Source organism: Christiangramia aquimixticola (assembly GCF_048285835.1).
Lineage (GTDB): Bacteria > Bacteroidota > Bacteroidia > Flavobacteriales > Flavobacteriaceae > Christiangramia > Christiangramia aquimixticola.
In genome coordinates this window covers 199706-225202 of sequence record NZ_JBLVTL010000004.1, presented here as the reverse complement: position 1 = coordinate 225202, position 25497 = coordinate 199706, and the positions used below count along the sequence as shown (strand labels likewise).

Here is a 25497-nt window from a genome sequence, read left to right as displayed (position 1 = left end):
GAATCAATTAGATAAGGATATGTCTCATTACGAAGCACCTATACGAAAGCCTCTAGTTACCGGGAACAAAACCTATCACGATGTGACGGTTGATGTTGCGGCTCCGGTTGAAGGACGGGCTAACAAATCCTGGTGGATAGTTTTCTCTATTGCCCTTGTAGCCTTTCTTTGGGGAGCAGGATGTATGGTTTACACGATTTCTACAGGTATAGGTACCTGGGGATTAAACAAAACAGTAGGTTGGGCCTGGGATATTACCAACTTTGTATGGTGGGTAGGTATTGGTCACGCCGGTACGCTTATTTCTGCCGTATTACTTTTATTCCGTCAAAAGTGGAGAATGGCGATCAACAGGTCTGCAGAGGCTATGACGATCTTCTCGGTTATGCAGGCGGGTCTTTTCCCTATCATTCACATGGGGCGTCCATGGTTGGCATATTGGGTACTTCCAATCCCTAACCAGTTTGGATCTCTATGGGTGAACTTTAACTCACCGCTTCTATGGGATGTATTTGCGATCTCTACTTACCTTTCTGTATCACTTGTTTTCTGGTGGACAGGATTGTTGCCAGATTTCGCCATGATACGTGATAGAGCTATTACTCCTTTTACAAAAAGAGTATATGGAATTCTTTCTTTTGGATGGAGTGGACGTGCTAAAGACTGGCAGCGTTTTGAAGAAGTGTCATTGGTACTTGCTGGCTTGGCAACTCCTCTTGTACTTTCTGTACACACCATCGTATCTTTTGACTTTGCAACATCTGTAATTCCGGGATGGCACACCACCATTTTCCCTCCTTACTTCGTTGCGGGTGCGATCTTCTCTGGATTTGCAATGGTAAACACCTTGCTTATCATTATGAGAAAGGTTTCTAATCTTGAAGATTATATTACTATTCAGCATATCGAACTTATGAACATCGTAATCATGATTACGGGTTCTATCGTAGGTACTGCTTATATTACTGAGCTTGTTATTGCATGGTATTCAGGTGTAGAATACGAACAGTATGCATTCCTTAACAGGGCTACCGGACCTTACTGGTGGGCATACTGGAGTATGATGACCTTTAACGTATTTTCTCCGCAGTTTATGTGGTTCAAGAAACTACGTACCAGTATCATGTTCTCTTTCTTTATCTCCATTATTGTAAACATTGGGATGTGGTTCGAGCGTTTCGTGATTATCGTGACTTCGCTTCACCGTGATTACCTTCCGTCTTCATGGACTATGTTCTCTCCAACGTTTGTTGATATTGGGATCTTTATTGGAACCATTGGATTCTTCTTTGTATTGTTCCTTCTTTATGCCCGTTCGTTCCCGGTGATCGCTCAGGCAGAGGTTAAAACAATTTTGAAGTCTTCAGGAGAAAAATATAAGAAACTAAGAGAAGAGCACGGAGATGATGTGCCTCATTACACTCCGGAAACTTATGGAAGAAACCCAAGAAGCAACGAAGCTGAAGGTGTGCACCATAAGATCGAGGATACTGAGCATACAAAAGCTAAAGAAGGTGACCATCCACATGAGGATACTGTGAATCTAGACGGAATGGTTGTTTCTGAAGTTACTAAAGACCGTATCGACGAGATGCTTCACAGGATTGGAACTTTTGATCCTAAGACTCAGGAAGCAAATGATCTTACAAAACTTAAGAATGTTGGACCGTTATTGCAACAACATTTACATCAGGTAGGGATCTACTTGTTTGATCAGGTAAGTAAATTGAAAGAACAGGATTTTGAATTGCTTAATGAAGTGATCGAGAACTTCCCTATTAAGGAAAACAGAGAAGGATGGATCGACCAGGCAAACAAACTAAAAAATAAATAATCAGGATGGCATCTAAAGTTTTACACGCTATTTATCGAGATGACGACCTGCTTTTACAAGCTGTAAAGCAGATTCGTGAAGCACGCTATCACATTGGTGAGATCTATTGTCCATTTCCGGTACACGGACTTGACAAAGCCATGGGTCTTGCTCCAACCAGATTGGCCATCACATCTTTCCTTTATGGATTGGTAGGATTGTCTGTAGCCGTTGCGATGATGAATTTTATTATGATCGAGGACTGGCCTCAGGATATTGGAGGGAAACCAAGTTTTAGCTTTATCGAGAACATGCCTTCATTCGTTCCAATTATGTTCGAATTAACGGTATTCTTTGCAGCTCACCTTATGGTTATCACCTTCTTTATGAGAAGTAAATTATGGCCATTCAAAAAAGCAGAAAATCCTGATGTAAGAACTACAGATGATGTGTTCCTTATGGAAGTTGATGCTGCAAACCATAATATCGATGAGCTTACCAACTTTCTTTATGAAACTGGTGCATCTGAAATTAAATTAATAGAATAATAATAGCGATAATGAGAAGTTTGTTCCATAAAACTATAGGATTTTGTCTGCTTGGATTTGCAGTTGTTTCCTGCCATGACAAGGAGGATCCAAACTATCTATATATGCCGGACATGTACGAGTCTGAAGCTTACGAGGCTTACGGTAATTACGATATTTTTCAAAACGGCCAGGAGGCTAAGTTGCCGGTAGAAGGTACTATTCCACGTGGATGGATGCCTTACGAATACCAAAACAATCCTAAGGGATTTGCCGATGCCAAAGCTAACCTTACCAATCCGCTTGCATATTCTTCTGAAAATTTAGCAGAAGGGAAAGCCCTTTACACTATTTACTGTGCAGTTTGTCACGGTGATAAAGGTGATGGAAAAGGAATTTTGGTAGAGCGTGAAAAGATTCTGGGTGTTCCTTCTTACGATGACGCCGGGCGTGCAATTACTGAAGGTAGTGTTTACCACGTAATGTATTACGGAATCAATAACATGGGATCTTATGCTTCTCAAACTTCAATTGAAGAAAGATGGCAAATAGATCATTATGTAATGAGCTTAAAAGATAAGTTGGAAGGGAAACCTGAAAGAGAGTTCGAAGAAGCGCAAACCAGTTTGCTTCCATCAAGAGCAGATGCTAATCTATATGATGATGCAGATGATGTGATTGATGGTTCTAAGAACCAGAACAACCAAACCGAAACTCAAGAATAAAGATTTAGATCTATCGATATGTATACGCTATCCAGTAAATTAAAATTAACGGCAATCATTTGTATGATTGTTGGCGCAATAGGTCTCATTTACGGATTCATCGCGGCACCGGAAACCGTAGAGGAAGTAAAAGAAATGATCGCTCAGGATGGGCATCATGGGGAAGAGCATGCTACAGAAAGTACTCCCGAAATAAATGTGGAACAAATTCCAGGAAAGACTGTAGAAGTGGAAGATATCCATGGATACGAAAGTGAAGTAAAGAATGCTGACGAAGCTCATGGAGCTGAAGCAGGTCACGGAGAAGAGGCTTCTCATGAGGACGAGCATTTAGAGCACATTTTGCACCAGTTGCAAAACAAGCCATGGGCTGCACTATATGTTGCTGCTTTCTTTTTCTTTATGATTTCCCTTGGGGTTCTTGCTTTCTACGCGGTACAATACGCTGCACAGGCAGGATGGTCACCGGTACTTTTCAGAGTAATGGAAGCGATTACCGCTTATTTGTTACCAGGAGGAGTTATTGTTTTTGTGATCCTTGTACTTTCAGGTTTACACCTTAACCACCTGTTTGTATGGATGGATCCTGAAGTAGTTGCTCATGATGAGATTATTCAGAATAAATCTGCATACTTAAATGTTCCTTTCTTCCTTATTAGAGCTGCTATCTATCTTGGAGGTTGGGCATTCTTCAGACATCTGTTAAGAAAGAACTCCATTAAAATGGACGACGCAACAGATCTTACTTACTTTAAAAAGAACTTTAAACTTGCTGCAGGTTTCCTTGTATTCTTTATCGTGACAGAGTCTATGATGTCATGGGACTGGATCATGAGTTTGGACCCGCACTGGTTTAGTACATTATTTGGATGGTTTGTATTCGCCAGCTTATTTGTATCTGGAATTACAACTATCGCTATAATCAGCATTTACCTTAAATCACGAGGTTATTTAGAATTCGTGAATGACAGTCATATTCATGACCTTGCAAAGTTCATGTTTGGAATCAGCATTTTCTGGACTTACCTATGGTTCTCTCAGTTTATGTTGATCTGGTATTCAAATATCCCGGAAGAGGTTGTGTACTTCATTCAGAGAATGGAAGACTATCAATTGCCATTCTTCGGTATGTTGATCACTAACTTCCTTTTCCCAGTGTTATTATTGATGAACAGTGATTACAAACGTGTGAACTGGTTTGTTATCATGACGGGAATCGTGATCCTTTGCGGTCACTACCTGAATGTTTATGTAATGGTTATGCCGGCTACCGTAGGAGAGTCATGGTTTATTGGAATTTCTGAGATCAGTGCAATGTTACTGTTTGGAGGATTGTTCTCTTATATTGTCTTCAATTCCCTTACTAAGGCTCCATTACTGGTAAAAGGAAACCCTTTCATCAAGGAAAGTAAACATTACCATTATTAATTAGATAGATTGTTTAAAGAAGAACTTATAAAATGACTGTATTTTTAGTAATCATAGTACTAGCACTTCTGGCCGTTACAGGTTGGCAGATCTCCAAGATATTTCAGTTATCGCAGAGTCATGATGCCGATACTTCTCAGGTTGCGAATGATAAGGATAACCGCCTGAACGGAATCCTGATGTTGGCTTTTGTTATTTTCCTTTACGTAATTACAATTTACTGTTTCTGGGAATACGGAAGGTTCTATTTACCACCAGCTTCAGCTGAACACGGTGCTGAATATGATAATTTGATGTTTATCTCTATCGCCCTAATCATGGTGGTACAGGTAATAACTCAGGGATTACTTCACTTCTTTGCATACAAATACAAAGGGAAGAAAACTCAGAAGGCTTTATTTTATGCTGATAATGACAAACTTGAATTTATCTGGACCATTATCCCTGTAATCGTTCTTGCAGGTCTTATCATTTACGGTTTATTTACCTGGAGTGATATCATGAATGTGAGTGATGAAGAAGATCCATTGGTAATTGAATTATATGCATTTCAGTTTGACTGGAGAGCACGTTACTCTGGAGAGGATAATACTTTAGGAAAAGCGAATGTTAGATTTATCGAAGGTGTGAATATGCTGGGTGTGGATGAATCTGATCCTTATGCGAAAGATGATGTTGTGGTTTCAGAATTACACTTACCGGTTAACAGACCAGTTCTTTTCAAATTTAGGTCACAGGATGTATTGCACTCTGCTTACTTCCCATTCTTCCGTGCTCAAATGAACGTTGTTCCGGGTATGATCACTCAGTTTGGTTTTACTCCAACAGTTACTACGGCAGAGATCAAGGAAAGTGAGTATATGCGTGATAAAGTAAGAAGTGTAAACGAATTCAGAAATGAAAAGAATAAAGAATTGATCGCCGAAGGTGAGCCAACTCTTGACGCTTATGAATTTGATTACTTCCTGCTTTGTAACAAGATCTGTGGACAGGCACACTATAATATGCAAATGAAGATCATCGTAGAGACTGAAGAAGAATTCAATGCATGGATGGCTGAGCAACCAACATTTGGTAGCACGATGGAAGATAAGAGTGAGAATGTAGACAGACCAGAAGATACAGCAGGAGACGCTCCGGCTGACGATAGTGAAGAGAACGAAGAGACACCAAATGAGAGTGATGTGGTGGCTGTAGTAAATAACGAACAAAACTAAGATAAAGAATATAAGATATGTCAGCAATTGCAAACGCACCGGCACACGATCACCACGACGATCACGGACATCATCATAAAGAAACATTCATAACCAAGTATATTTTTAGTACGGACCATAAGATGATTGCCAAGCAATATCTTATTACCGGACTAATCATGGGGATTATAGGGATAGGAATGTCTATTCTTTTCCGTATGCAGCTTGCATGGCCGGAAGAATCTTTCTGGGTTTTTGAAGCATTATTAGGTGACCGTTGGGCTCCGGATGGAGTTATGTCGCCAAGTATCTATCTTGCATTGGTTACCATTCACGGTACCATTATGGTATTCTTTGTACTAACTGCAGGATTGAGTGGTACTTTCTCGAACTTACTTATTCCATTGCAGATTGGAGCAAGAGATATGGCCTCTGGATTCCTTAACATGGTTTCTTACTGGTTGTTCTTCCTTTCTTCTGTGATCATGTTAACTTCATTATTTGTGGAGTCGGGACCGGCAATGGCTGGATGGACTATCTATCCTCCTTTAAGTGCCCTTCCACAGGCAATTAGTGGATCTGGAACAGGGATGACCTTATGGTTGGTTTCTATGGCAATTTTCATTGCTTCCTCTTTACTTGGATCACTTAACTATATTGTAACTGTACTTAACCTTAGAACTGCCGGAATGTCTATGACAAGACTTCCACTAACTATCTGGGCATTCTTTGTAACTGCAATTATCGGGGTGGTTTCTTTCCCGGTTCTTTTATCAGCTGCATTGTTATTGATCATGGATAGAAGTTTTGGAACTTCATTCTTCCTTAGTGATATCTTCATTAAAGGAGAAGTGTTAAGTCACCAGGGAGGTTCTCCGGTATTATTCGAACACTTATTCTGGTTCCTTGGTCACCCAGAAGTTTATATCGTACTTCTACCTGCACTTGGGATCACTTCAGAAATTATTGCTACCAACTCGCGTAAGCCAATCTTTGGTTACCGTGCGATGGTTGCTTCTATACTTGCGATCGCATTCCTTTCAACAATTGTTTGGGGTCACCACATGTTCGTATCAGGTATGAACCCGTTCCTTGGATCGGTATTTACCTTTACAACATTATTGATCGCGATCCCTTCAGCAGTAAAAGCATTTAACTATATCACCACATTATGGAAGGGTAACCTCCAGATGAACCCGGGAATGTTATTCTCAATTGGTCTTGTTTCTACCTTTATTACTGGTGGACTTACCGGAATTATCTTAGGAGATTCAACGCTGGATATTAACGTTCATGATACTTACTTCGTGGTAGCTCACTTCCACCTTGTAATGGGTATCTCTGCACTTTACGGTTTATTTGCCGGTGTTTACCACTGGTTCCCAAAAATGTTTGGTAGAATGATGAATAAGAACCTTGGTTATATCCACTTCTGGGTAACTGCTGTAGGTGCTTATGGAGTATTCTTCCCAATGCACTTTATCGGGATTGCAGGTCTTCCAAGACGTTATTATACTAACACAAGTTTCCCGTATTTTGATGATTATGCCGATGTTAATGTTATCATTACAGTTGCAGCGATCATTACAGCATTGGTTCAGTTGGTATTTATTTACAACTTCTTCAGCTCTATTTTCTTCGGAAAGAAGGCAGTTCAGAACCCTTGGAAATCGAATACTTTAGAGTGGACTACTCCTGTAGAGCATATCCATGGAAACTGGCCAGGAAAAATTCCTTCAGTTTACCGTTGGGCTTATGACTACTCTAAAACAGGAGATGATGGTGAATATGTGATCAAAGGACAGGATTTTGTTCCTCAAACCATGCCATTACAGGATGGTGAAGAAGAACTTCATCACTAGGATCACCACTTTTTATATAAGACTTACTAAAAGCCTTTTCCATCCCGGAGAAGGCTTTTTTAATTAACTTTGAATTTGAATATTTGCCTGAATTTGGTTTGGTATTTACTATATTGAACAGCATAACCCGTATAAATGATGAATGAGAATCTGGATGCTTCCGGTGATAATTTTTCCCCTGAAGAATTTGATATAGAAAGAGCTTTAAGGCCCTTAAGTTTTGATGATTTTGCAGGACAGGAGCAGGTACTTGAAAACCTTCAGGTTTTTGTTCAGGCGGCGAATATGCGAGGCGAAGCTCTTGATCACACCTTATTTCATGGTCCTCCCGGTTTGGGGAAAACTACCCTGGCTCATATTCTTGCAAATGAGCTGAATGTTGGGATTAAGATAACCTCAGGACCTGTTTTGGATAAACCCGGCGATCTTGCAGGTTTGCTTACCAACCTTGAGGAGAGGGATATTCTTTTTATTGACGAGATACATAGATTAAGTCCTATAGTAGAAGAATATCTTTATTCGGCTATGGAAGATTACCGGATCGATATCATGATCGAAACCGGACCCAATGCCCGGACTGTTCAAATAAATCTTAATCCGTTTACTTTAATTGGTGCAACCACGCGCTCAGGCTTGCTTACAGCTCCTATGAGAGCCAGATTTGGTATCTCCAGCCGACTGCAATATTATTCAACCGAACTGCTCTCAGGTATCGTTGAACGTAGTTCTGAGATCCTTCGCGTGCCAATCTCTCCGGAAGCGGCAATTGAAATTGCCGGAAGAAGCAGAGGGACACCTCGAATTGCGAATGCGCTATTAAGAAGGGTTCGTGATTTTGCTCAGATCAAGGGTAATGGCAAGATCGATATCGAGATCGCTAAATTTGGTTTAAAAGCACTGAATGTGGATGCTCATGGTCTCGACGAAATGGATAATAAGATACTTTCCACCATCATCGATAAGTTTAAAGGTGGTCCGGTTGGAATTACCACCCTGGCAACCGCGGTTAGCGAAAGCGCCGAAACCATTGAGGAAGTATATGAGCCATTTCTTATTCAGCAGGGTTTTATATACCGTACTCCAAGAGGCAGGGAAGTTACAGAGCATGCTTATAAACATCTGGGCAGGATCAAAGGCAGCACCCAGGGAGGTTTGTTTTAGATTATTATCGGGTTGCTTAGTTTTAGAATTAACGGTCGTGTGTCAGGCTGAGCGCAGTCGAAGCCATAATCCGTATAAATCTTATTATCTTCTGAGTAATAAAGTATTGGGTTTTATAAAAAATTGACCATTGTATAAGTATAGTGTTTACATATTAGAGTGTTCAGATCAATCATTTTATACTGGTATCACCAATGACATGGTCCGGCGGTTGATAGAACATCAAGATGGTAATTACCCCAAAGCTTATACATATAAACGAAGACCGGTTGAATTGAGATTTCATATTGAATTTGAGAATGTTCTTGAAGCTATATATTTTGAAAAGAAGTTAAAAGGATGGACCCGTGGAAAGAAATTGGCCCTCATTAACGGAGAGTATAATAGATTGCAACTTTTAGCAGAATGCAGGAATGCTACTCATTATAAATATAATCCAAACCTCTAAGCACTTCGACTGCGCTCAGTGTGACCTTACAGAAATCTGAGGTGATAAAAAGTATTATTCAGTTCAGGTTATATGATATTTTTCCTATTAAACCATATTGTTTGATGAGCCAAAAAAGTAATATTCCCGAAGTTTCCCTGCTTGAATTTTTAAAACATTCTGCCAGGATCCTGAAAAATCCTTTGCCTTTTCATCATCAGCATTTTCAGGAAAAAGGAGATTCATTCCGTTTGCGTATTGGAATGAAAAAATCTGTGATCTTTTCCCGGGATGCTGCATTTGCAGAATATGTGCTTCAGAAGAATCAAAAGAACTATGTGAAATCTGAGATCCAGACCAAAGATCTGGTTAAATATGTGGGCACCGGACTGCTAACTTCTGAAGGGGAACTATGGAAAAAACAACGAAAATTAATTCAGCCGGCCTTTCATAAAAAGCAATTGGGAAATCTTCTCAATTCCATTCAGGAGGCTATCGACGATGAATATAAAAAGATCCGGCCCGGAAAAGAAATTGATGTTTTTCCCATTTTTAATGATCTTGCCTTTCAAACGGTTGTAAAATCCTTGTTCAGCAGTGCCGCGAACGAAAATGAGATCAACAGGCTCCAGTATATAACAGAAGCCACGCAGAAAATGCTGGTGAAGGAACTGCGCCAACCATATCTTGGCTGGTGGTTTAACCTTAGTGGAAAAATAAACAAACACCTGGATCTGACTGCTGAAGCGGGAAAAATTTTGCGCGATATAGTTGCAGAAAGACGTGCTTCCGGAAATCGATACGATGATCTTCTGGATATGTTACTGGATGCTAAATATGAAGACGGAAATTTTATGGATGAAGCTCAGTTAATAGACGAGATCCTGATCCTATTTACCGCCGGGCACGAGACTACTTCAAACTCCCTTACATTTACCGCACAGTTACTTGCTTTTAATCCTGAATGGCAGGACATAATTTTCAGGGAAATTAAGTTGCTTAGGGAGGAGAGTGATGATCTTATGCATCTGGTAACCAAAGCTACCAAAACTCAGCAGGTGATCGAAGAGTCGATGCGCTTGTATCCTCCGGCCTATTTTATTGACAGGGTAAATGTGGAAGTAGATGAATTTAATGGTATGTATTTTGAGCCCGGATCAAATTTGTTGTTTTCGCTATACGAGATTCACAGGCACCCGGAGCTATGGGATTCTCCCGAAGAATTTAAACCTGAACGCTTTGATGGCGGAAACAGAAAATATTCTTCACAGTACTTTCCATTCGGTGCAGGACCAAGGAAGTGCATAGGAAATAATTTCGCCATGTTTGAAATGATAATTGCCGTAGCTCAATTGGTAGCAAATTATAAGATCATTGCCGTGAATTCTGAGATTGAGATACGACCATTGATCACTCTAAAACCGGAAAATGCGATCCTGAAGTTTAAGAAAAGGTAAGTTTTTACTCTTTGTTAAAAACCGATTTCAGGATGTGATCCAATCCCCATTTTAATAGTTCTCCGGATTTCTCGTTGTTTAATCCGCATACATCCTTGGAGGAAATAAGTGGCTCGATTCCCATTAATACCGTGGCTATATTAATAATGTTCTCCCGGTCTTTTTTTGAAATATTAACTCCCCTTTCTTCAAACAATAGGTTTAAAGTATTTACCCGGCGTCCACCTCTTGTTTTTTGATTTTCGGGAAGGGCAAGGGTAGCGCTCAGGAATTTTCTGAAGCCGGCTTCCTGTTCCTTTGCGAGATCATTATAATATTTTTGAATAGCCAGAATCGCCTCTGTCAATTCCAGGTCCTGTATTTTCTCGTTAATTTCTTCAGAAGATTTGGTGTTGAAATCGAGACCTGCTTCGGCTGCTAATACATCTATATTGGAAAAATACCGATATATGGTAGCTCTGGAAATGTCTACTTCTTTGGCTACATCTTCCAATGTAAAATCGACCCCTTTTGCAAGTAAACTTTGGGCTCCCTGGAGAATTCTATGCCGGGTCTGCATTTTTTGTTCTGTTCTTCCGCCTTGAAAATATTTCTTACTCATGAGACAAATGTCTTATAAAATTTTGAATTTTGAAAATTTAAAAATATATTTACGAGACAAAAATCTCATAAAATGGATAAAGTAATAAAAACGTGGATAGTAGGTCATAAAGTTTCCAAGCAAAATACATCGGGAGATTATGATCTGGTATTCGGAGAAACCGAGGCAGGTGTGCCGGGGCCACCACCTCTCTTTCATAAGGGCTATCATGAGTCTTTTGTGATTACTGAAGGGGAAATGGATTTCATTGTTAATGGGGAATTAAGGAGGGTCCGTCAGGGGGAATCAGTAGATCTGCCACCAAATACGACTCATACTTTTAAGAATTCCGGCGATAAAACCTGTAGATGGGTCAATGTACATAGTCCTAAAGGTTTTGGAGCTTTTTTCGATAAATATGGAATTTCAGAAGAGGAAGCAGATGCCAAATCCAGATCTGTTTCTCCGGAAATAATTCAGGATCTGCTGGCAAATGCTGCCGGTTTTGATATGCATATAGTTGCTGAGAAAAAAACGCAGGTGTGAAATAAACCAACCACTATATATTATGAAAACAATTATTTATTCAAAGTTCAAAGCGCTGCTGTTGGTAATGGTTATCGCCATTTTAAGCAGCTGTTCTACAGACGAGGTGCCTGTAGAAAATGAAATCATTTCCTATGATTTTCAATTGAAAAAAGCTAAAACCAGTGATGATCAGGTTGCTATTCTTACGAAAGCTATGCGTAAGTTTCACAATTTTGAAGTCGCTAAAGCACATGGATACGATATGGTTGTATCTCCCTTTGTGCCGGAAATGGGAATCCATTATTTAAATCCAGATTATGTTGACGGAAAATTTGATTTGTTACATCCGGAAATTCTGGTTTATTATCCCGATGAAAATGGAAAAATGAATTTTGGGGCCGCAGAGTACCTTATTCCTATACCAGAATGTGAATCTGTATTGGTTTATGGCCCTGCGCCAGAAGGATTTATAGGTAATGAAGACCATTGGCATGTAAACTGTGATGCCAAGGGCTGGACCTTACATGCCTGGGTAGGACTGGAGAACGAACTCGGTGTTTTTTATCCAACTAACGCCGCCGTACCCGTACCCAATCCTTGAAATTAAATTGTAAATTCGCCTTAGATGAATACCAGGGCGAAATACACCGAACTTATTAAAGCCGAAGCCAAGCGCCTCGGCTTCCTTTCTTGTGGGATTTCCAAAGCCGAATTTTTAGAAGAGGAAGCTCCCAGGCTGGAAAATTGGCTGAAAGATAATATGCATGGCGAGATGCGCTATATGGAGAATTACTTCGATAAGCGCCTGGATCCCACCAAACTCGTTCCCGGTTCAAAAAGTGTTATTTCCCTGTTGTTGAATTATTATCCGCACCAGCTTCAGAATGAAGAGGCCTATAAGATCAGCAAATATGCATACGGCCGGGATTATCATTTTGTGATTAAGGACAAACTAAAACAAATGCTTACCAATCTTCAGGCTGAAATTGGAGATTTTGAAGGCCGTGCATTTGTTGATTCTGCTCCGGTACTGGATAAAGCCTGGGCTGCGAAAAGCGGATTGGGCTGGATTGGAAAACACTCCAATTTACTTTCAAAAAAGACGGGTTCCTTTTATTTTATAGCTGAACTTATCGTAGATCTGGAGCTGGAATATGATACACCGGTAACCGACCATTGCGGTAGCTGTACTGCCTGTATCGATGCCTGTCCTACCAATGCCATTGTGGAACCTTATAAAGTGGATGGCAGCAAATGTATTTCCTACTTTACCATCGAGCTGAAGGACAATTTGCCGGACCCGATGAAAAACAAATTTGACGACTGGATGTTTGGTTGTGATGTTTGTCAGGATGTTTGCCCGTGGAATCGTTTTTCAAAACCTCATAGCGAACCTTTATTTAATCCTCACCCGCAATTGCTGGAAAAGGATAAAAAAGAATGGGAGGAGATCACCCGGGAAACCTTCAATGAGATCTTCAGGAAATCTGCAGTTAAAAGGACCAAATATGAAGGCTTAAAACGAAATATCGAATTTTTAAAAGAGAAGTGATATTTTATCTCCTTAATTCTCTTCAGGCTAAATCCTCAACTTCCTACATATCTTTAATTTTTAAAAAGTACCGGCAGCTTTTAGATATTTTATTTCTTTTACGTGAGCAAGCTTGTTAACTTTGCTGGTTAGCCGAAAAATAAATAATTATGAGTAATACTTCCAGAAAGAGAAGAGAGGCCCTGGTCTATCATGCAAAACCAAAGCCGGGAAAAATTGAAGTTGTACCTACAAAAAAATATGCTACCCAAAGAGATCTTTCTCTGGCATATTCCCCCGGAGTTGCAGAGCCCTGTCTGGAAATTGAGAAGGATAAAGAGAATGCTTATAAATATACCGCAAAAGGTAACCTGGTTGCCGTAATCTCTAATGGAACAGCGGTTCTGGGATTGGGTGATATTGGACCAGAGGCTTCCAAGCCGGTAATGGAAGGGAAAGGTCTGCTTTTTAAGATTTTTGCAGATATTGATGTTTTTGATATTGAAGTAGACACTAAGGATGTCGATAAATTCATAGAAACAGTAAAAAATATAGCTCCTACTTTTGGAGGAATTAATCTGGAAGATATTAAAGCTCCTGAGGCATTTGAGATCGAACGAAGATTAAAAGCTGAGCTTGATATTCCTGTAATGCACGATGATCAGCACGGGACAGCGATTATTTCGGCTGCAGCCCTGTTGAATGCGCTGGAACTGGCTAAAAAGAAGATCGATAAGGTAAAGATCGTGATTAGTGGAGCCGGAGCGGCGGCGGTTTCATGTACCAAACTTTATAAAGCATTTGGTGCAAAGTCAGAAAATATCGTAATGCTCGATAGTAAAGGTGTGATTCGCAAAGACCGTCCTAATCTATCTGAAGAAAAAGAAGAATTTGCTACAGCCAGAAAAATAGATACGCTGGAAGAAGCAATGAAAAATGCCGATGTTTTCGTTGGACTGTCTATCGCAGATATCGTAACTCCGCAAATGCTTAAGAGCATGGCCAAGAGACCTATTGTGTTCGCAATGGCCAATCCAAACCCGGAGATCAATTATGACCTGGCTATCCAAACCAGAAAGGATATCATTATGGCTACGGGAAGAAGTGACCATCCTAATCAGGTTAATAACGTGCTTGGCTTCCCGTTTATCTTCCGTGGGGCTCTTGATGTTAGAGCTACCAAGATCAATGAAGAAATGAAGAAAGCGGCGGTTAAAGCTTTAGCTGAACTGGCTAAAGAACCGGTGCCGGAACAGGTGAATATCGCCTATGGCGAAACCCGTCTTAATTTTGGTCCCGACTATATTATTCCAAAACCATTCGATCCGCGTTTGATCGCAAAAGTTCCTCCGGCTGTGGCTAAAGCAGCCATGGAAAGCGGTGTTGCCCGGGAAGGGATTCAGGACTGGCAAAAATATGAAGATGAGTTGCTGGAAAGAATGGGGAATGAGAACAAGATCACCCGTTTATTGATCAACAGAGCTAAAACAAATCCTAAACGTATTGTTTTTGCTGAAGCAGATCATCTGGATGTATTAAAAGCTGCCCAGATCGTAAAGGATGAAGGGATTGGATTCCCAATTCTTCTGGGAAGACGCGAAGTGATCAAGGAATTGATGGTGGAGATTGATTTTGATGAAGATGATGTGACCATCATCGATCCAAAATCTGATGAAGAAAACGAGCATAGAGAGAATTATGCTATAAAATACTGGGAAACCAGACACCGTAACGGGGTAACCAAGTATGATGCCGATAAATTATTGCGGGAACGTAACTATTTCGCAGCCATGATGGTGAACGAAGGGGATGCAGATGCCTTGCTTTCAGGTTATTCCAGAGCTTATCCAACTGTGGTAAAACCTATGCTGGAACTTATAGGGATGGCCAAAGGGGTAACCAGAGTAGCTGCCACCAATGTGATGAATACTTCAAGAGGTCCGTTATTTATTAGTGATACCTCAATCAATATAGATCCATCTGCAAAGGACCTGGCGAAGATCGCACAAATGACAGCCAGAACCGTTCAGTTATTTGGAATGGAGCCGGTGGTTGCCATGATCTCCTATGCTAACTTTGGCTCATCTAAAGATCCAAGAGCTAAAAAGGTGAAGGAAGCAGTAGCAATGCTTCATAAATTACATCCCGACTTAAAAGTAGATGGAGAGCTTCAGGCAGATTTTGCTTTGAACAGGAAAATGCTGGAGAACAAATTCCCATTCTCCCGACTTGCGGGAACTAAGGTGAATACGCTTATTTATCCTAACCTGGATTCAGCCAACAGTACTTATAAGCTTATCAAAGAGCTGAACAATGTAGACTCCATTGGTCCAATAATGATGGGGATGAAGAAACCTGTGCATATTCTGCAGCTTGGAGCAAGCGTGGAGGAAATGGTAAACATGGCCGCTGTAGCGGTGGTAGATGCTCAGGAAAAGGAGAAGCGCGCAAAGGCAAAAGCTTAAAAAATGAGAAACCAAAGGCAGAAAGTAGATTTTTGCCTTTGGTTTATTTTACTACATTTGAAATTAAACCTACACTTTTTCCATGATTCATCATTTGAAGGGACAGTTAATTGAAAAGAATCCCACGTATGTGGTTATAGAATGTAACGGGATTGGCTATGCCGTAAATATCTCTCTTCATACTTATTCACTTATTCCGGAATCTGAAGCAATTAGTCTTTTTACACACCTTCAGGTTAAGGAAGATTCACATACGCTATACGGTTTTATGGAAAAATCTGAAAGAGAGATTTTCAAACTGTTGATCTCTGTTTCAGGCGTTGGCACAAGTACAGCGAGGGTTATGTTATCATCTCTTCAGCCAAAAGAAGTGATCGATGCCATTGCCAGCGGGGATGTGGCAACAATTCAAAGTGTAAAAGGGATTGGAGCAAAAACAGCTCAAAGGGTAATTTTGGACCTTAAAGATAAGGTGCTTAAAGTGCTTGGTGAGGATGAAGTTTTAATGACTCCAAACAATACAAATAAGGAAGAAGCGTTATCTGCATTAGAGATCTTAGGCTATAACAGACGCCAGGCCGGCAAAGTTGTGGAGAAGATCCTGAAAGAAGATGCCGAATCGACCGTTGAATCTATAATTAAACTGGCTCTTAAAAAGCTGTAAGTAAATTGAGGAACAATTACCTGAAACTGTCTGTAACGGTACGCCTTACATTCCTGATATTATTGGCGTTTTCTATAGATGCTGTTGCTCAGGACACGCCGCAGGATACCACCAGTACCGGCTATTCGCTCGGCACCATAAGCCTGCCTAATCCTCAAAGTATAGTTTCCCAATATGAATACGATCCGGTTTTAGACCGGTATTTCTATAAAGAAAAGCTCGGGTCCATCAACCTGGGACTTCCCTTAGTGCTTACCCCTGAAGAATTTGAAGATCTGGTTCTTGCTGAAGAAATGCGGAACTATTTCAAAATAAAGAACGATGCTCTTTCAGGTAGGAAAGAAGGAGTGGAAGAAATTCAGAAAGACCTGCTTCCCGATCTTTATGTAAATAATAATTTCTTTGAAAGCATTTTCGGGGGGAGTGAGATCAATATAGTTCCCCAGGGATCGGTAGAACTGGATCTGGGGCTATTGTATACCAAACAGGATAATCCGGCATTTTCACCCCGGAATCGCAGCAACCTATCTTTTGATTTTGACCAGCGAATAAGTCTGTCCATGATGGGGCAGGTTGGAGAGAGGCTTCAAATCATCGCTAATTATGATACCGAATCTACATTTGATTTTCAAAATCAGTTAAAACTTGAATATACTCCTAATGAGGATGATATTGTTCAAAAAATAGAGGTCGGTAATGTGAACATGCCTCTTAACAACGCACTTATTCAGGGAGCTCAAAGTCTTTTCGGTTTTAAAACTGAACTGCAATTTGGGAAAACCCGTATCACCGGAGTTTTTTCTGAACAAAAATCGGAAAGAAGAACCGTAAATGTAGAAGGTGGAGCTACGGTAGAAGAATTTGAAAAATTTGCTCTGGATTATGACGCTGACAGGCACTTCTTTCTTTCGCATTATTTCCGAGACACCTACGATGAGGCTTTAAGGAACTATCCGTTTATATACACCAATATTCAGATCAAACGAATCCAGGTCTGGATCACCAATAGAACGAATAATATTCAGAATATTCAGGATACCCGAAATATCGTGGCTATTCAGGATCTTGGAGAAACAAATATTTCGGGAAATATTGGTTTGGATAACCTGCCGGCAGGATTTTTTAACGAACCAGCCGGAGCATTTCCAGATAACAAGGTGAACGACCTAAACCCATTCGGAATAAATGGGAATGGACAAACGGTTCTTACTCGCGCCATAAGGGATATTGCCACTGTAGACAGAGGTTTTGGGCCTATTACGGTTTCTGAAGGAACAGATTATGCCAAACTCGAAAATGCACGCCAGCTTAAACCAAGCGAATATACTCTTAACACTCAGCTGGGTTATATTTCGTTAAACCAAAGACTCAGTAATGATGAGGTTCTTGGGGTGGCTTTCCAGTATACCATTAATGGGGAAGTTTATCAGGTAGGGGAATTTGCAAATGATGGAGTAAATGCCAACAGCGAAGCCGGAAACGATCCGCCCGAAACCGGAACCAATACCAGAGCCAGCCAAAACCTGGTGGTGAAAATGCTGAAAAGTACCATTACCAATGTAAATGAGCCGGTTTGGGATTTGATGATGAAGAACATTTACAGCCTGGGAGCTTACCAGCTGGAAAGAGAGGATTTCAGAATGAATATTCTGTATACAGATCCTCAACCGCTTAATTATATAAAACCGGTTGAAGGGACAACACTCCCCGGAGATGTAAGTGAAACTCCATTACTTCGGGTTTTTAGACTGGATCAATTAAATACCAATAACGACCCTATTAATGGAGGAGATGGGTTCTTTGACTATGTACCGCAACTAACCATCGATCCGCAAAACGGGAATATCATATTTACCTCTGTAGAGCCTTTTGGGAAGCACTTATTCGATAAACTTGATGAGAATCCTAATGCCGGAGGAGAAGATTATGACCTTCAGGAAACCTGGAACCCTAATCAGAAAAAATACGTTTTTCGGGCTATGTACCGAACCACGAAAACTCAGGCGGAACAGGTTGAAGCCGATAAAAATAAATTTCAGTTAAAAGGAAGATATAAATCAGCCGAAATTGAAGGGATACCAATTGGTTTTAATCTGCCACCGGGATCGGTTACCGTAACGGCCGGAGGAAGAATCCTTCAGGAAGGTGTGGATTATGTGGTAAATTATGAACTTGGTAGAGTTCAGATCCTGGATGAGGCACTGCTGGCTTCAGATATTCCAATTCAGGTGAATACAGAAAATAATGCCTTGTTTGGGCAGCAAACCAAACGTTTTACGGGGATCAATGTGGAACATCAGTTCAATGAGAATTTCCTTATTGGTGGTACATTTATCAACCTTAAGGAGAGGCCGCTCACCCAAAAATCTAATTACAGCTACGAGCCTATCAACAACAGTATTTTTGGGTTAAACCTTAATTACAATACCAAAGTTCCTTTCCTTACCAGGTTAGTGAATAAATTACCGAATATTGATACAAATGTGGAATCAAATGTATCGGTTAGAGGAGAGTTTGCTTATCTGTCACCGGGATCACCGGCTTCCAATGATTTTGACGGAAAGGCTACAACTTATATCGATGATTTTGAAGCAGCCCAAACTTCCATAGATATCAACAATCCGCTAAGCTGGGAACTGTCCAGTGTGCCAATTGGATTTGGCGGGGAACTGGCGAACGGAGATATGGGTGTTGGTTATAAAAGAGCCAGAATGTCCTGGTATACTATAGACCCTATTTTTTACAGCAACAGAAGGCCTGATGGGATAAGTGATTCTGATATTTCTTCTTACGCAACCAGGAGGGTTGGTTTGAATGAGATCTTCCCGAATACCGATATTGTACAGGGACAACCGCAGGTGGTTTACACCATGGATGTAAATTACGATCCGGCACAGCGTGGACCATATAATTACAATCCGGCAAGTGCTGGAAGCAATACTCTGCCTAATCCAGCGTCGAATTTTGGTGGGATCATGAGGGCCATAAATACTACCAATTTTGAGCAGTCCAATGTGGAGTATATCCAGTTCTGGGTAATGGATCCTTACATATATCCTGAAAACGCAGGAAAACAAGGTGGAACCATTAATTTTAATCTTGGAAATATTTCTGAAGACGTTCTAAAGGACGGTAGAAAACAATACGAAAACGGATTACCGGAAGGAGCCGGAGAAACCAATGTTATAAGCACTGTTTTTGGAAATGTGCCGGCAGATAATTCCCTGGTCTATGCTTTCGATTCTGAAGGTGATGCAAGAATACTTCAGGATGCTGGTTATGATGGATTGCTGGATAGCGAAGAGGCGGTGAAATTCTCAAATTTTGCAAATCTTCCGGATCCTTCAGCAGATAACTATCAGTATTTTCTGAATGCTGATGGAAATATCCTGAACAGATATATTAATTATAACGGATCACAAGGGAACTCACCAACAAACGTTACCGATGCCAATCGTGGGAACAGTACGCTGCCTACGACTGAAGATATCAACAAGGATAACACGATGAATACCATCAATAGTTATTTTGAATATAAAGTTCCATTTTTCCGCGGGATGAATATCGACAATAACCCGTATATCACCGATGTTAAGGAATTGACCACCACTCTAAGAAACGGGCAGGATCTACCGGTGAGATGGTTGCAGTTCAAGATCCCGATCTTTGAGCCAACCAATGCTGTGGGTGGAATTGCAGATTTCAGGTCGATAAGATTCATTAGAATGTTCCTAAGTGATTTTCAGGAATCCACAATTTTAAGATTTGGAACTATGGATCTTGTTCGTGGAGATTACCGTAGATATACTCAAAACCTTTTTGAAGATGAAGGTCAGCTTCAGAATCCAAATACCTTGTTCGAGGTAAATGCGGTGAATATTGAAGAAAATGAGAACAGGCAGCCAATCCCGTACACCCTGCCTCCGGGAGTGCAAAGAGAACAGCTGTATCAAAATAATTCCAATATCCGTCAAAACGAACAGTCCCTTTCTTTAACCGTTTGTGGGCTGGAGCCTAAGGACGCCAGAGCAGTTTATAAGAATTTCCAGATAGACATGCGGCAATACAAGAATCTTGAAATGTTCCTGCATGCCGAATCCCTTGTCAATAAACGTACTTTAAAAGACGGGCAGCTGGTGGCATTTATTAGAATGGGGACCGATTTTACTGATAACTACTACCAGATCGAGATTCCGTTAGCACCTACGGCTTTTGGAGCTTCTACACCAGAAGAGATCTGGCCGGAAGTAAACCGACTTAATTTAGAACTGGACCTTTTACAGCAGGTTAAAACCGCAGTTTTGGGAACTCCGTCACTTGTTTCTACAGAGCTTAATTATTTTACTGAAGATCTTCAGGAGATAGATGCGGAAGCTCCCTATGAAATGGGTCGTTTAAGAATAGGGGTAAAAGGGAATCCGAGTTTTGGAAATGTGAGGTTGCTCATGCTCGGGGTAAAGAACGGAACTCCCGAAAATGGAGTGACCGATCTTTGTGGCGAGGTTTGGTTTAATGAATTGAGGCTTTCCGATCTTAAAAATGAAGGTGGATGGGCCGGAGTGGTGAGCATGGATGGAAACATCGCCGATTTTGCCAACGTTTCTGCTACTGGACGTCGTAGTACCGTAGGATTTGGAAGTATTGGTCAGGGACCTAATCAAAGAAGTCGTGAAGACCTGAAGCAGTACGATGTGGTGACCAACGTGAATATGGGTCAACTGCTGCCACCAACCTGGGGTGTTAAGATTCCGGTTAATTACAGCAGGGGAGAAGAGGTGATCACTCCAAAATATGATCAGGAATTCCTGGATGTGGAGCTGGATACCCGACTTGAAAATATTCAGGATCCGGAACAAAGGGAGATTATAAAAAATCAGTCACAATCTTACACCAAACGCGAAAGCGTGAATGTGATCGGCTTACGTAAGGAACGTACAGGAGATAAAACCCCTATGCCTTATGATATTGAGAATTTTGCTTTTACCTCTTCCTATAATCAGGTGAATCATCGGGATTTTGAGATCGAGGAAGGACTGGATCAAAGCGTGCGCCTGGCAGGTACTTATGAATTCAATTTCCCGCAGAAAACTCTGGAGCCGTTAAAGAATATAGCCGTGCTGGATAGTAGCGATTATTTTGCGCTGTTTAAAGATTTCAATTTTAATTATCTGCCAACCAATATCAACGTGAGTTCAGGAATCTTCAGGCAATACAACGAGCAAAAATTCCGGTCTCTGGATTTAAGCGACAGCGATATTGGAATTCCTACTCTTTATCAAAGAAACTATTTGTTCGACTGGCAATACGGAATTAACTATAACCTGACCCGTTCACTAAGTTTAGCTTTTAACGCGAGCAATAACAGGATCATAAGAAATTATATAGATGATGAAGGGTTTGCTGATAACTCCATAGGCTTATGGGATGATTTTTTCAACGTTGGAGAGCCTAATCAGCATTTTCAAACGATTCAGGTGAATTATGATCTTCCTTTTGATAAGATCCCGGTTCTGAGTTTTGTGAATGCCACTTATTCCTATACAGGAGATTTCCAATGGCAGCGAGGATCAAGGATCTACCAGCAGCTGGAAGGGATTCCGGATATAGGGAATAGTATTCAGAATTCGAATACCCATCAGATCAATGCCAATCTAAACATGCAGGACCTGTATAATTATCTGGGACTTGTAACTAAAAAATCACAGGCGGGGACCAGTATAAAAGACAGAAGTCGTGGAGTTCCAACATTAGGACCTCCATCTAATGATAAACCTGAAGAAGAGGCTAAACCTGAACCTAAAAAGCATAAAGGTTATAATTCCTTTATTGGACTGGTTACTGGTTTGAAAACCTTTCAATTGAATTATAGCAATAGCAACGGAATTTATCTTCCGGGATATACAGAGAGTGTTGGTTTTATGGGAACGTTCAAACCAACAGCAGGGTTTACTTTTGGATTCCAGGACGAAATTAGATATATGGCTGCCGAGAGAGGTTGGTTAACCTTATTTCAAAATTTCAATCAGCAGTATTCAGCTATAGAAACTGAGCAACTGGATTATCAGGCCGGTTTTGATATAATTCCGAATCTTACCATAGAATTGACCGGAAGAAAAAATCAGGCAGAAAACTATTCAGAAAATTATCGCGTGGATCCTGTTACTTTGGAATATCAGGCGCTTACGCCATACGTGTATGGTAATTTTAATATTTCAACCTTACTTATCGCTACGAGTTTTAATCAGTCCAATGAAGCAAGTTCAGAAACCTTTGAGGTCTTTAGAGAGAACAGGCTGGAAATTGCGAGAAGAGTAGCTGCGGAAAGAGGACTGAATCCTAATGATGTTGATGAGGAAGGTTTTCCAAGAGGGATAGGTAAAACCAATCAGGCAGTTTTATTGCCGGCTTTTATCGCTGCATATTCCGGGAAAGACGCAGGAAGTGTGAAACTGGGTGCCTTCAGGGATGTTCCGGTTCCAAACTGGAACCTGAAGTATACCGGGTTCATGAGGTTTCAGTGGTTTAAAGATAAATTCAGAAGATTCTCCGTTAACCATGGTTACCGGGCAGATTATACTCTGAATCAATTCCAGACCAACCTTGACTATGATCCTCAGAACCCTGAAGAATTGAATCAGGCCGGTGATTTTAAAAATCCTGTGCTATTCTCAAATCTTGTGTTGACCGAGTTGTTTACGCCATTGGTGAGGATAGACTTTGAGACAAAAGACAATATTCAGATCCTGGCCGAACTTGAAAAAGACCGTTCCCTTGCCTTTAGTTTTGATAATAATTTATTGACTGAATATAGCGGGAATGAGTATACCGTGGGACTGGGGTATAGACTAAAAGATCTTAAAATAGCTACTGCTATTGGTGGAAGAAGAAGGGTGTTGAGCAGCGATCTTAATTTTAGAGCAGATGTTTCTTACCGCCAGAATAGGACGATAGTGCGCTATCTCGATCTGGCGAATAACCAGACCATCTCCGGTCAGGATATCTGGTCGATCAATTTTAAGGCAGATTATGCGTTTACCAGAAATCTTACCGCAAGGTTCTATTACGATCATACGTTCTCAGAATATGCAGTTTCAACCGCATTTCCACAAACCACAATTCGATCCGGATTTACGATGATTTATAATTTTGGAAATTAATAAAACCTTATTTGAACAATTCGGCTAAAAAACTAACTTTGCCATCTTATAAAACTAAACTATGAATATTCCACAAGAATTAAAATACACAAAAGACCACGAGTGGGTTAAGATAGAAGGGGATACCGCTACTATTGGAGTTACAGATTTTGCCCAGGGAGAACTTGGAGATATCGTATATGTTGAGGTGGAAACCCTTGATGAAACCCTTGAAAGAGAAGAAGTATTTGGAACCGTTGAAGCTGTGAAAACCGTTTCAGACCTATATATGCCGGTTTCTGGTGAGATCATTGAATTTAATGACAGTCTGGAAGACGAGCCGGAAAAAGTGAATAACGATCCTTACGGTGATGGATGGATGATCAAGGTGAAGTTGTCTGATACTTCAGAAGTTGAAGATCTTCTTACTGCCGAAGAATACCAGGAAATCATTGGTGGCTAAAATATTACTATTTCTTGCACTTGCTTATACCGGTACTCTAACCTATTTTTCTTTAATAGTAATCAACTTTAAAGTAAGTGTTGCAGGATTTGATCCTACAGACAAAATGCTCCATGCCGGAGCATATTTGTTTTTAACAGGGATATGGAAACTATATTTCGTTTTCAAAAAATCTGATTTTACGCGCTATACCGCTAATTTATGGTGGGTTGCGCTGGCAAGTTTTATGTTTGGTATGTTAATTGAGGTTTTACAGGGAACCCTAACCAGTTACAGAACTCCCGATTGGTGGGATATTCTGGCTAATTCAACTGGTGTAGCACTTGCTGTTCTGTTTTTTATAGTATTGGCGCCCACTGTAAAAAAGTTGGACAGAAGTTTTCTGAATAAATTATAACCTTTATTAACCCGACTTTTTTGAAATGATCCACTAAGATTTTTATTCCGAAAAGAAATCAACCTGGTGAATCACATCTGTCGGTTAACACCACCTAAACTTAAAACAGATGAAGCCTAAAAAAAATCCCAAAGCGGACCTTCGCCGCAAATGGGTCCTGTTTCTTCAAATAGGACTTATCCTTGTTCTTTTCATAACCTTGCAGGCCTTTGAGTGGAAAACTTATGTTCCGCAACTCAACGATAAGGAAAAGGTTCAGTTAAATGAACTTGAGGAAGAGGCACCGCCCATTACCATATTTGAAAAAACACCTCCGCCACCACCGCCCAAAGACGTCCCGGTTATTGAAGTTGTTCAGGATGATACGGATGTTAAAGAAGATGATATCGCACCCAGTGAGATCGATCTTGATGATATTCTAGAACCTGCTGATATGGTTGAAGTGAAAGGTGAAGATGAGCCGGTAGAGGTGCCATTTGAATTTATTGAAGATGTGCCGGTATTTCCCGGGTGTGAAGCTTTGGAAGATAATGCAGGCAGAAAGGCGTGTATGAGTTCTAAGATCAGTAAATTTGTAAATAGGGAATTTGATACCAGTCTGGGCGAGAAACTAGGGTTAACCGGAATTAATCTTGTTTCGGTGATGTTTGTTGTGAATGAAAAAGGTGTGGTGGAACAAATCCAGACCAGAGCACCACATCCAGCATTGGAAGAAGAAGCCAGAAGAGTGATTGGAAAATTACCGAAAATGGAGCCCGGTAAACAGAGAGGGAAAGCGGTTTCAGTTTCTTATATGATCCCAATAAGATTCAAGGTTCAGTAATGATTCTGAATACTTTGGGAAATTACTTAGAAATTAATCACTTATTATCTGATATTAATTTAGTTTTTTAGAAAAAATCTTTATTTTAGCAACCCTTAACAATATAACGCATTATGGAACCTAAGAAAAATCCAAAAGCTGATTTAAACAGGAATAGAACTTTTTATCTTCAGCTGGGTCTTATCATTGTGCTGCTAATTACCTGGCAGGCAATCGAATGGAAAACATACGATCCTGAAGCTATCGACATAGGTCAGGTTAATATGGACGCACTTGATGAAGAGGATGTGCCAATTACAGAAATGCAAAATACT

19 protein-coding genes and 1 pseudogene are annotated in these 25497 nt (G+C 40.5%); 19 read left to right on the top strand and 1 reads right to left on the bottom strand.

Features of this window, described 5'->3' with window-relative positions:
• Positions 1–19: 19 nt before the first annotated feature.
• The 9 genes from nrfD (at position 20) to ACNKXV_RS10190 (ending at position 10596) form a co-directional block, all read left to right on the top strand.
• The gene (nrfD, locus tag ACNKXV_RS10230; protein WP_417907629.1) at positions 20–1834 is read left to right on the top strand and encodes an NrfD/PsrC family molybdoenzyme membrane anchor subunit; all 1815 of its coding nucleotides are present in this window, start codon (positions 20–22) and stop codon (positions 1832–1834) included.
• A gap of 5 nt (positions 1835–1839) precedes the next feature.
• A complete protein-coding gene (locus ACNKXV_RS10225) occupies positions 1840–2361 on the top strand; it encodes a DUF3341 domain-containing protein (RefSeq protein WP_417907628.1) in 522 nt (173 codons plus the stop codon).
• Positions 2362–2372: 11 nt separating this feature from the next.
• Positions 2373–3065, top strand: a complete 693-nt coding sequence (locus ACNKXV_RS10220) for a c-type cytochrome (RefSeq protein ID WP_417907627.1) — start codon at positions 2373–2375, stop codon at positions 3063–3065.
• 18 nt (positions 3066–3083) lie between these two features.
• Positions 3084–4493, top strand: coding sequence for a quinol:cytochrome C oxidoreductase (locus tag ACNKXV_RS10215; protein ID WP_417907626.1), 1410 nt, complete (start codon positions 3084–3086; stop codon positions 4491–4493).
• A 32-nt stretch (positions 4494–4525) separates the two neighbouring features.
• The gene (locus ACNKXV_RS10210; RefSeq protein ID WP_417907625.1) at positions 4526–5710 is read left to right on the top strand and encodes a cytochrome c oxidase subunit II; all 1185 of its coding nucleotides are present in this window, start codon (positions 4526–4528) and stop codon (positions 5708–5710) included.
• A gap of 17 nt (positions 5711–5727) precedes the next feature.
• Positions 5728–7551: a cytochrome c oxidase subunit I gene (locus ACNKXV_RS10205; RefSeq protein ID WP_417907624.1), complete on the top strand. Its 1824-nt coding sequence runs from the start codon at positions 5728–5730 to the stop codon at positions 7549–7551.
• Positions 7552–7689: 138 nt separating this feature from the next.
• A complete protein-coding gene (ruvB, locus tag ACNKXV_RS10200) occupies positions 7690–8712 on the top strand; it encodes a Holliday junction branch migration DNA helicase RuvB (RefSeq protein WP_417907752.1) in 1023 nt (340 codons plus the stop codon).
• A gap of 130 nt (positions 8713–8842) precedes the next feature.
• On the top strand, positions 8843–9160 hold the full coding sequence (locus tag ACNKXV_RS10195) for a GIY-YIG nuclease family protein (RefSeq protein ID WP_417907623.1): 318 nt from the start codon (positions 8843–8845) through the stop codon (positions 9158–9160).
• A gap of 104 nt (positions 9161–9264) precedes the next feature.
• Positions 9265–10596, top strand: a complete 1332-nt coding sequence (locus ACNKXV_RS10190; protein WP_417907622.1) for a cytochrome P450 — start codon at positions 9265–9267, stop codon at positions 10594–10596.
• Positions 10597–10600: 4 nt separating this feature from the next.
• On the opposite strand, the gene ACNKXV_RS10185 is transcribed toward ACNKXV_RS10190, so the two are convergent.
• Positions 10601–11197 (bottom strand): TetR/AcrR family transcriptional regulator, encoded by a 597-nt coding sequence (locus tag ACNKXV_RS10185; protein ID WP_417907621.1) that lies wholly within the window; start codon positions 11195–11197, stop codon positions 10601–10603.
• 72 nt (positions 11198–11269) lie between these two features.
• Between ACNKXV_RS10185 and ACNKXV_RS10180 the strand changes: the two genes are divergently transcribed.
• The 10 genes and pseudogenes from ACNKXV_RS10180 to ACNKXV_RS10135 all read left to right on the top strand — a co-directional run.
• Positions 11270–11722: a cupin domain-containing protein gene (locus ACNKXV_RS10180; RefSeq protein WP_417907620.1), complete on the top strand. Its 453-nt coding sequence runs from the start codon at positions 11270–11272 to the stop codon at positions 11720–11722.
• Between the two features lie 22 nt (positions 11723–11744).
• On the top strand, positions 11745–12305 hold the full coding sequence (locus ACNKXV_RS10175) for a hypothetical protein (RefSeq protein WP_417907619.1): 561 nt from the start codon (positions 11745–11747) through the stop codon (positions 12303–12305).
• 24 nt (positions 12306–12329) lie between these two features.
• Positions 12330–13256: a tRNA epoxyqueuosine(34) reductase QueG gene (gene queG / locus ACNKXV_RS10170; RefSeq protein ID WP_417907618.1), complete on the top strand. Its 927-nt coding sequence runs from the start codon at positions 12330–12332 to the stop codon at positions 13254–13256.
• Positions 13257–13405: 149 nt separating this feature from the next.
• The gene (locus ACNKXV_RS10165; protein WP_417907617.1) at positions 13406–15700 is read left to right on the top strand and encodes an NADP-dependent malic enzyme; all 2295 of its coding nucleotides are present in this window, start codon (positions 13406–13408) and stop codon (positions 15698–15700) included.
• 82 nt (positions 15701–15782) lie between these two features.
• Positions 15783–16364, top strand: coding sequence for a Holliday junction branch migration protein RuvA (gene ruvA, locus ACNKXV_RS10160; RefSeq protein WP_417907616.1), 582 nt, complete (start codon positions 15783–15785; stop codon positions 16362–16364).
• A 5-nt stretch (positions 16365–16369) separates the two neighbouring features.
• Entirely contained in the window at positions 16370–23521 is a 7152-nt protein-coding gene (gene sov, locus ACNKXV_RS10155) for a T9SS outer membrane translocon Sov/SprA (RefSeq protein ID WP_417907615.1), read from the top strand.
• Positions 23522–23582: 61 nt separating this feature from the next.
• Complete coding sequence (gcvH, locus tag ACNKXV_RS10150; protein WP_417907614.1) at positions 23583–23963, top strand: glycine cleavage system protein GcvH; 381 nt, start codon at positions 23583–23585, stop codon at positions 23961–23963.
• Positions 23956–24360 carry a VanZ family protein gene (locus tag ACNKXV_RS10145; protein WP_417907613.1) on the top strand — a complete coding sequence of 135 codons (405 nt, stop codon included), beginning with the start codon at positions 23956–23958 and terminating at the stop codon, positions 24358–24360. Before gcvH ends, ACNKXV_RS10145 begins: the two co-directional genes overlap by 8 nt.
• A 109-nt stretch (positions 24361–24469) precedes the next feature.
• Entirely contained in the window at positions 24470–25183 is a 714-nt protein-coding gene (locus ACNKXV_RS10140) for an energy transducer TonB (RefSeq protein ID WP_417907612.1), read from the top strand.
• Between the two features lie 113 nt (positions 25184–25296).
• Positions 25297–25497, top strand: a pseudogene (locus ACNKXV_RS10135) (energy transducer TonB); the annotation flags it as partial.

Coding starts and splice junctions, on each gene's coding strand:
- gcvH (WP_417907614.1), top strand. CDS start 23,583: ATGAATATTCCACAAGAATTAAAATACACAAAAGACCACGAGTGGGTT.
- ruvA (WP_417907616.1), top strand. CDS start 15,783: ATGATTCATCATTTGAAGGGACAGTTAATTGAAAAGAATCCCACGTAT.
- ruvB (WP_417907752.1), top strand. CDS start 7,690: ATGAATGAGAATCTGGATGCTTCCGGTGATAATTTTTCCCCTGAAGAA.
- queG (WP_417907618.1), top strand. CDS start 12,330: ATGAATACCAGGGCGAAATACACCGAACTTATTAAAGCCGAAGCCAAG.
- ACNKXV_RS10175 (WP_417907619.1), top strand. CDS start 11,745: ATGAAAACAATTATTTATTCAAAGTTCAAAGCGCTGCTGTTGGTAATG.
- ACNKXV_RS10185 (WP_417907621.1), bottom strand. CDS start 11,197: ATGAGTAAGAAATATTTTCAAGGCGGAAGAACAGAACAAAAAATGCAG.
- ACNKXV_RS10225 (WP_417907628.1), top strand. CDS start 1,840: ATGGCATCTAAAGTTTTACACGCTATTTATCGAGATGACGACCTGCTT.
- ACNKXV_RS10140 (WP_417907612.1), top strand. CDS start 24,470: ATGAAGCCTAAAAAAAATCCCAAAGCGGACCTTCGCCGCAAATGGGTC.
- ACNKXV_RS10205 (WP_417907624.1), top strand. CDS start 5,728: ATGTCAGCAATTGCAAACGCACCGGCACACGATCACCACGACGATCAC.
- ACNKXV_RS10180 (WP_417907620.1), top strand. CDS start 11,270: ATGGATAAAGTAATAAAAACGTGGATAGTAGGTCATAAAGTTTCCAAG.
- ACNKXV_RS10220 (WP_417907627.1), top strand. CDS start 2,373: ATGAGAAGTTTGTTCCATAAAACTATAGGATTTTGTCTGCTTGGATTT.
- ACNKXV_RS10210 (WP_417907625.1), top strand. CDS start 4,526: ATGACTGTATTTTTAGTAATCATAGTACTAGCACTTCTGGCCGTTACA.
- ACNKXV_RS10190 (WP_417907622.1), top strand. CDS start 9,265: ATGAGCCAAAAAAGTAATATTCCCGAAGTTTCCCTGCTTGAATTTTTA.
- nrfD (WP_417907629.1), top strand. CDS start 20: ATGTCTCATTACGAAGCACCTATACGAAAGCCTCTAGTTACCGGGAAC.
- ACNKXV_RS10215 (WP_417907626.1), top strand. CDS start 3,084: ATGTATACGCTATCCAGTAAATTAAAATTAACGGCAATCATTTGTATG.
- ACNKXV_RS10165 (WP_417907617.1), top strand. CDS start 13,406: ATGAGTAATACTTCCAGAAAGAGAAGAGAGGCCCTGGTCTATCATGCA.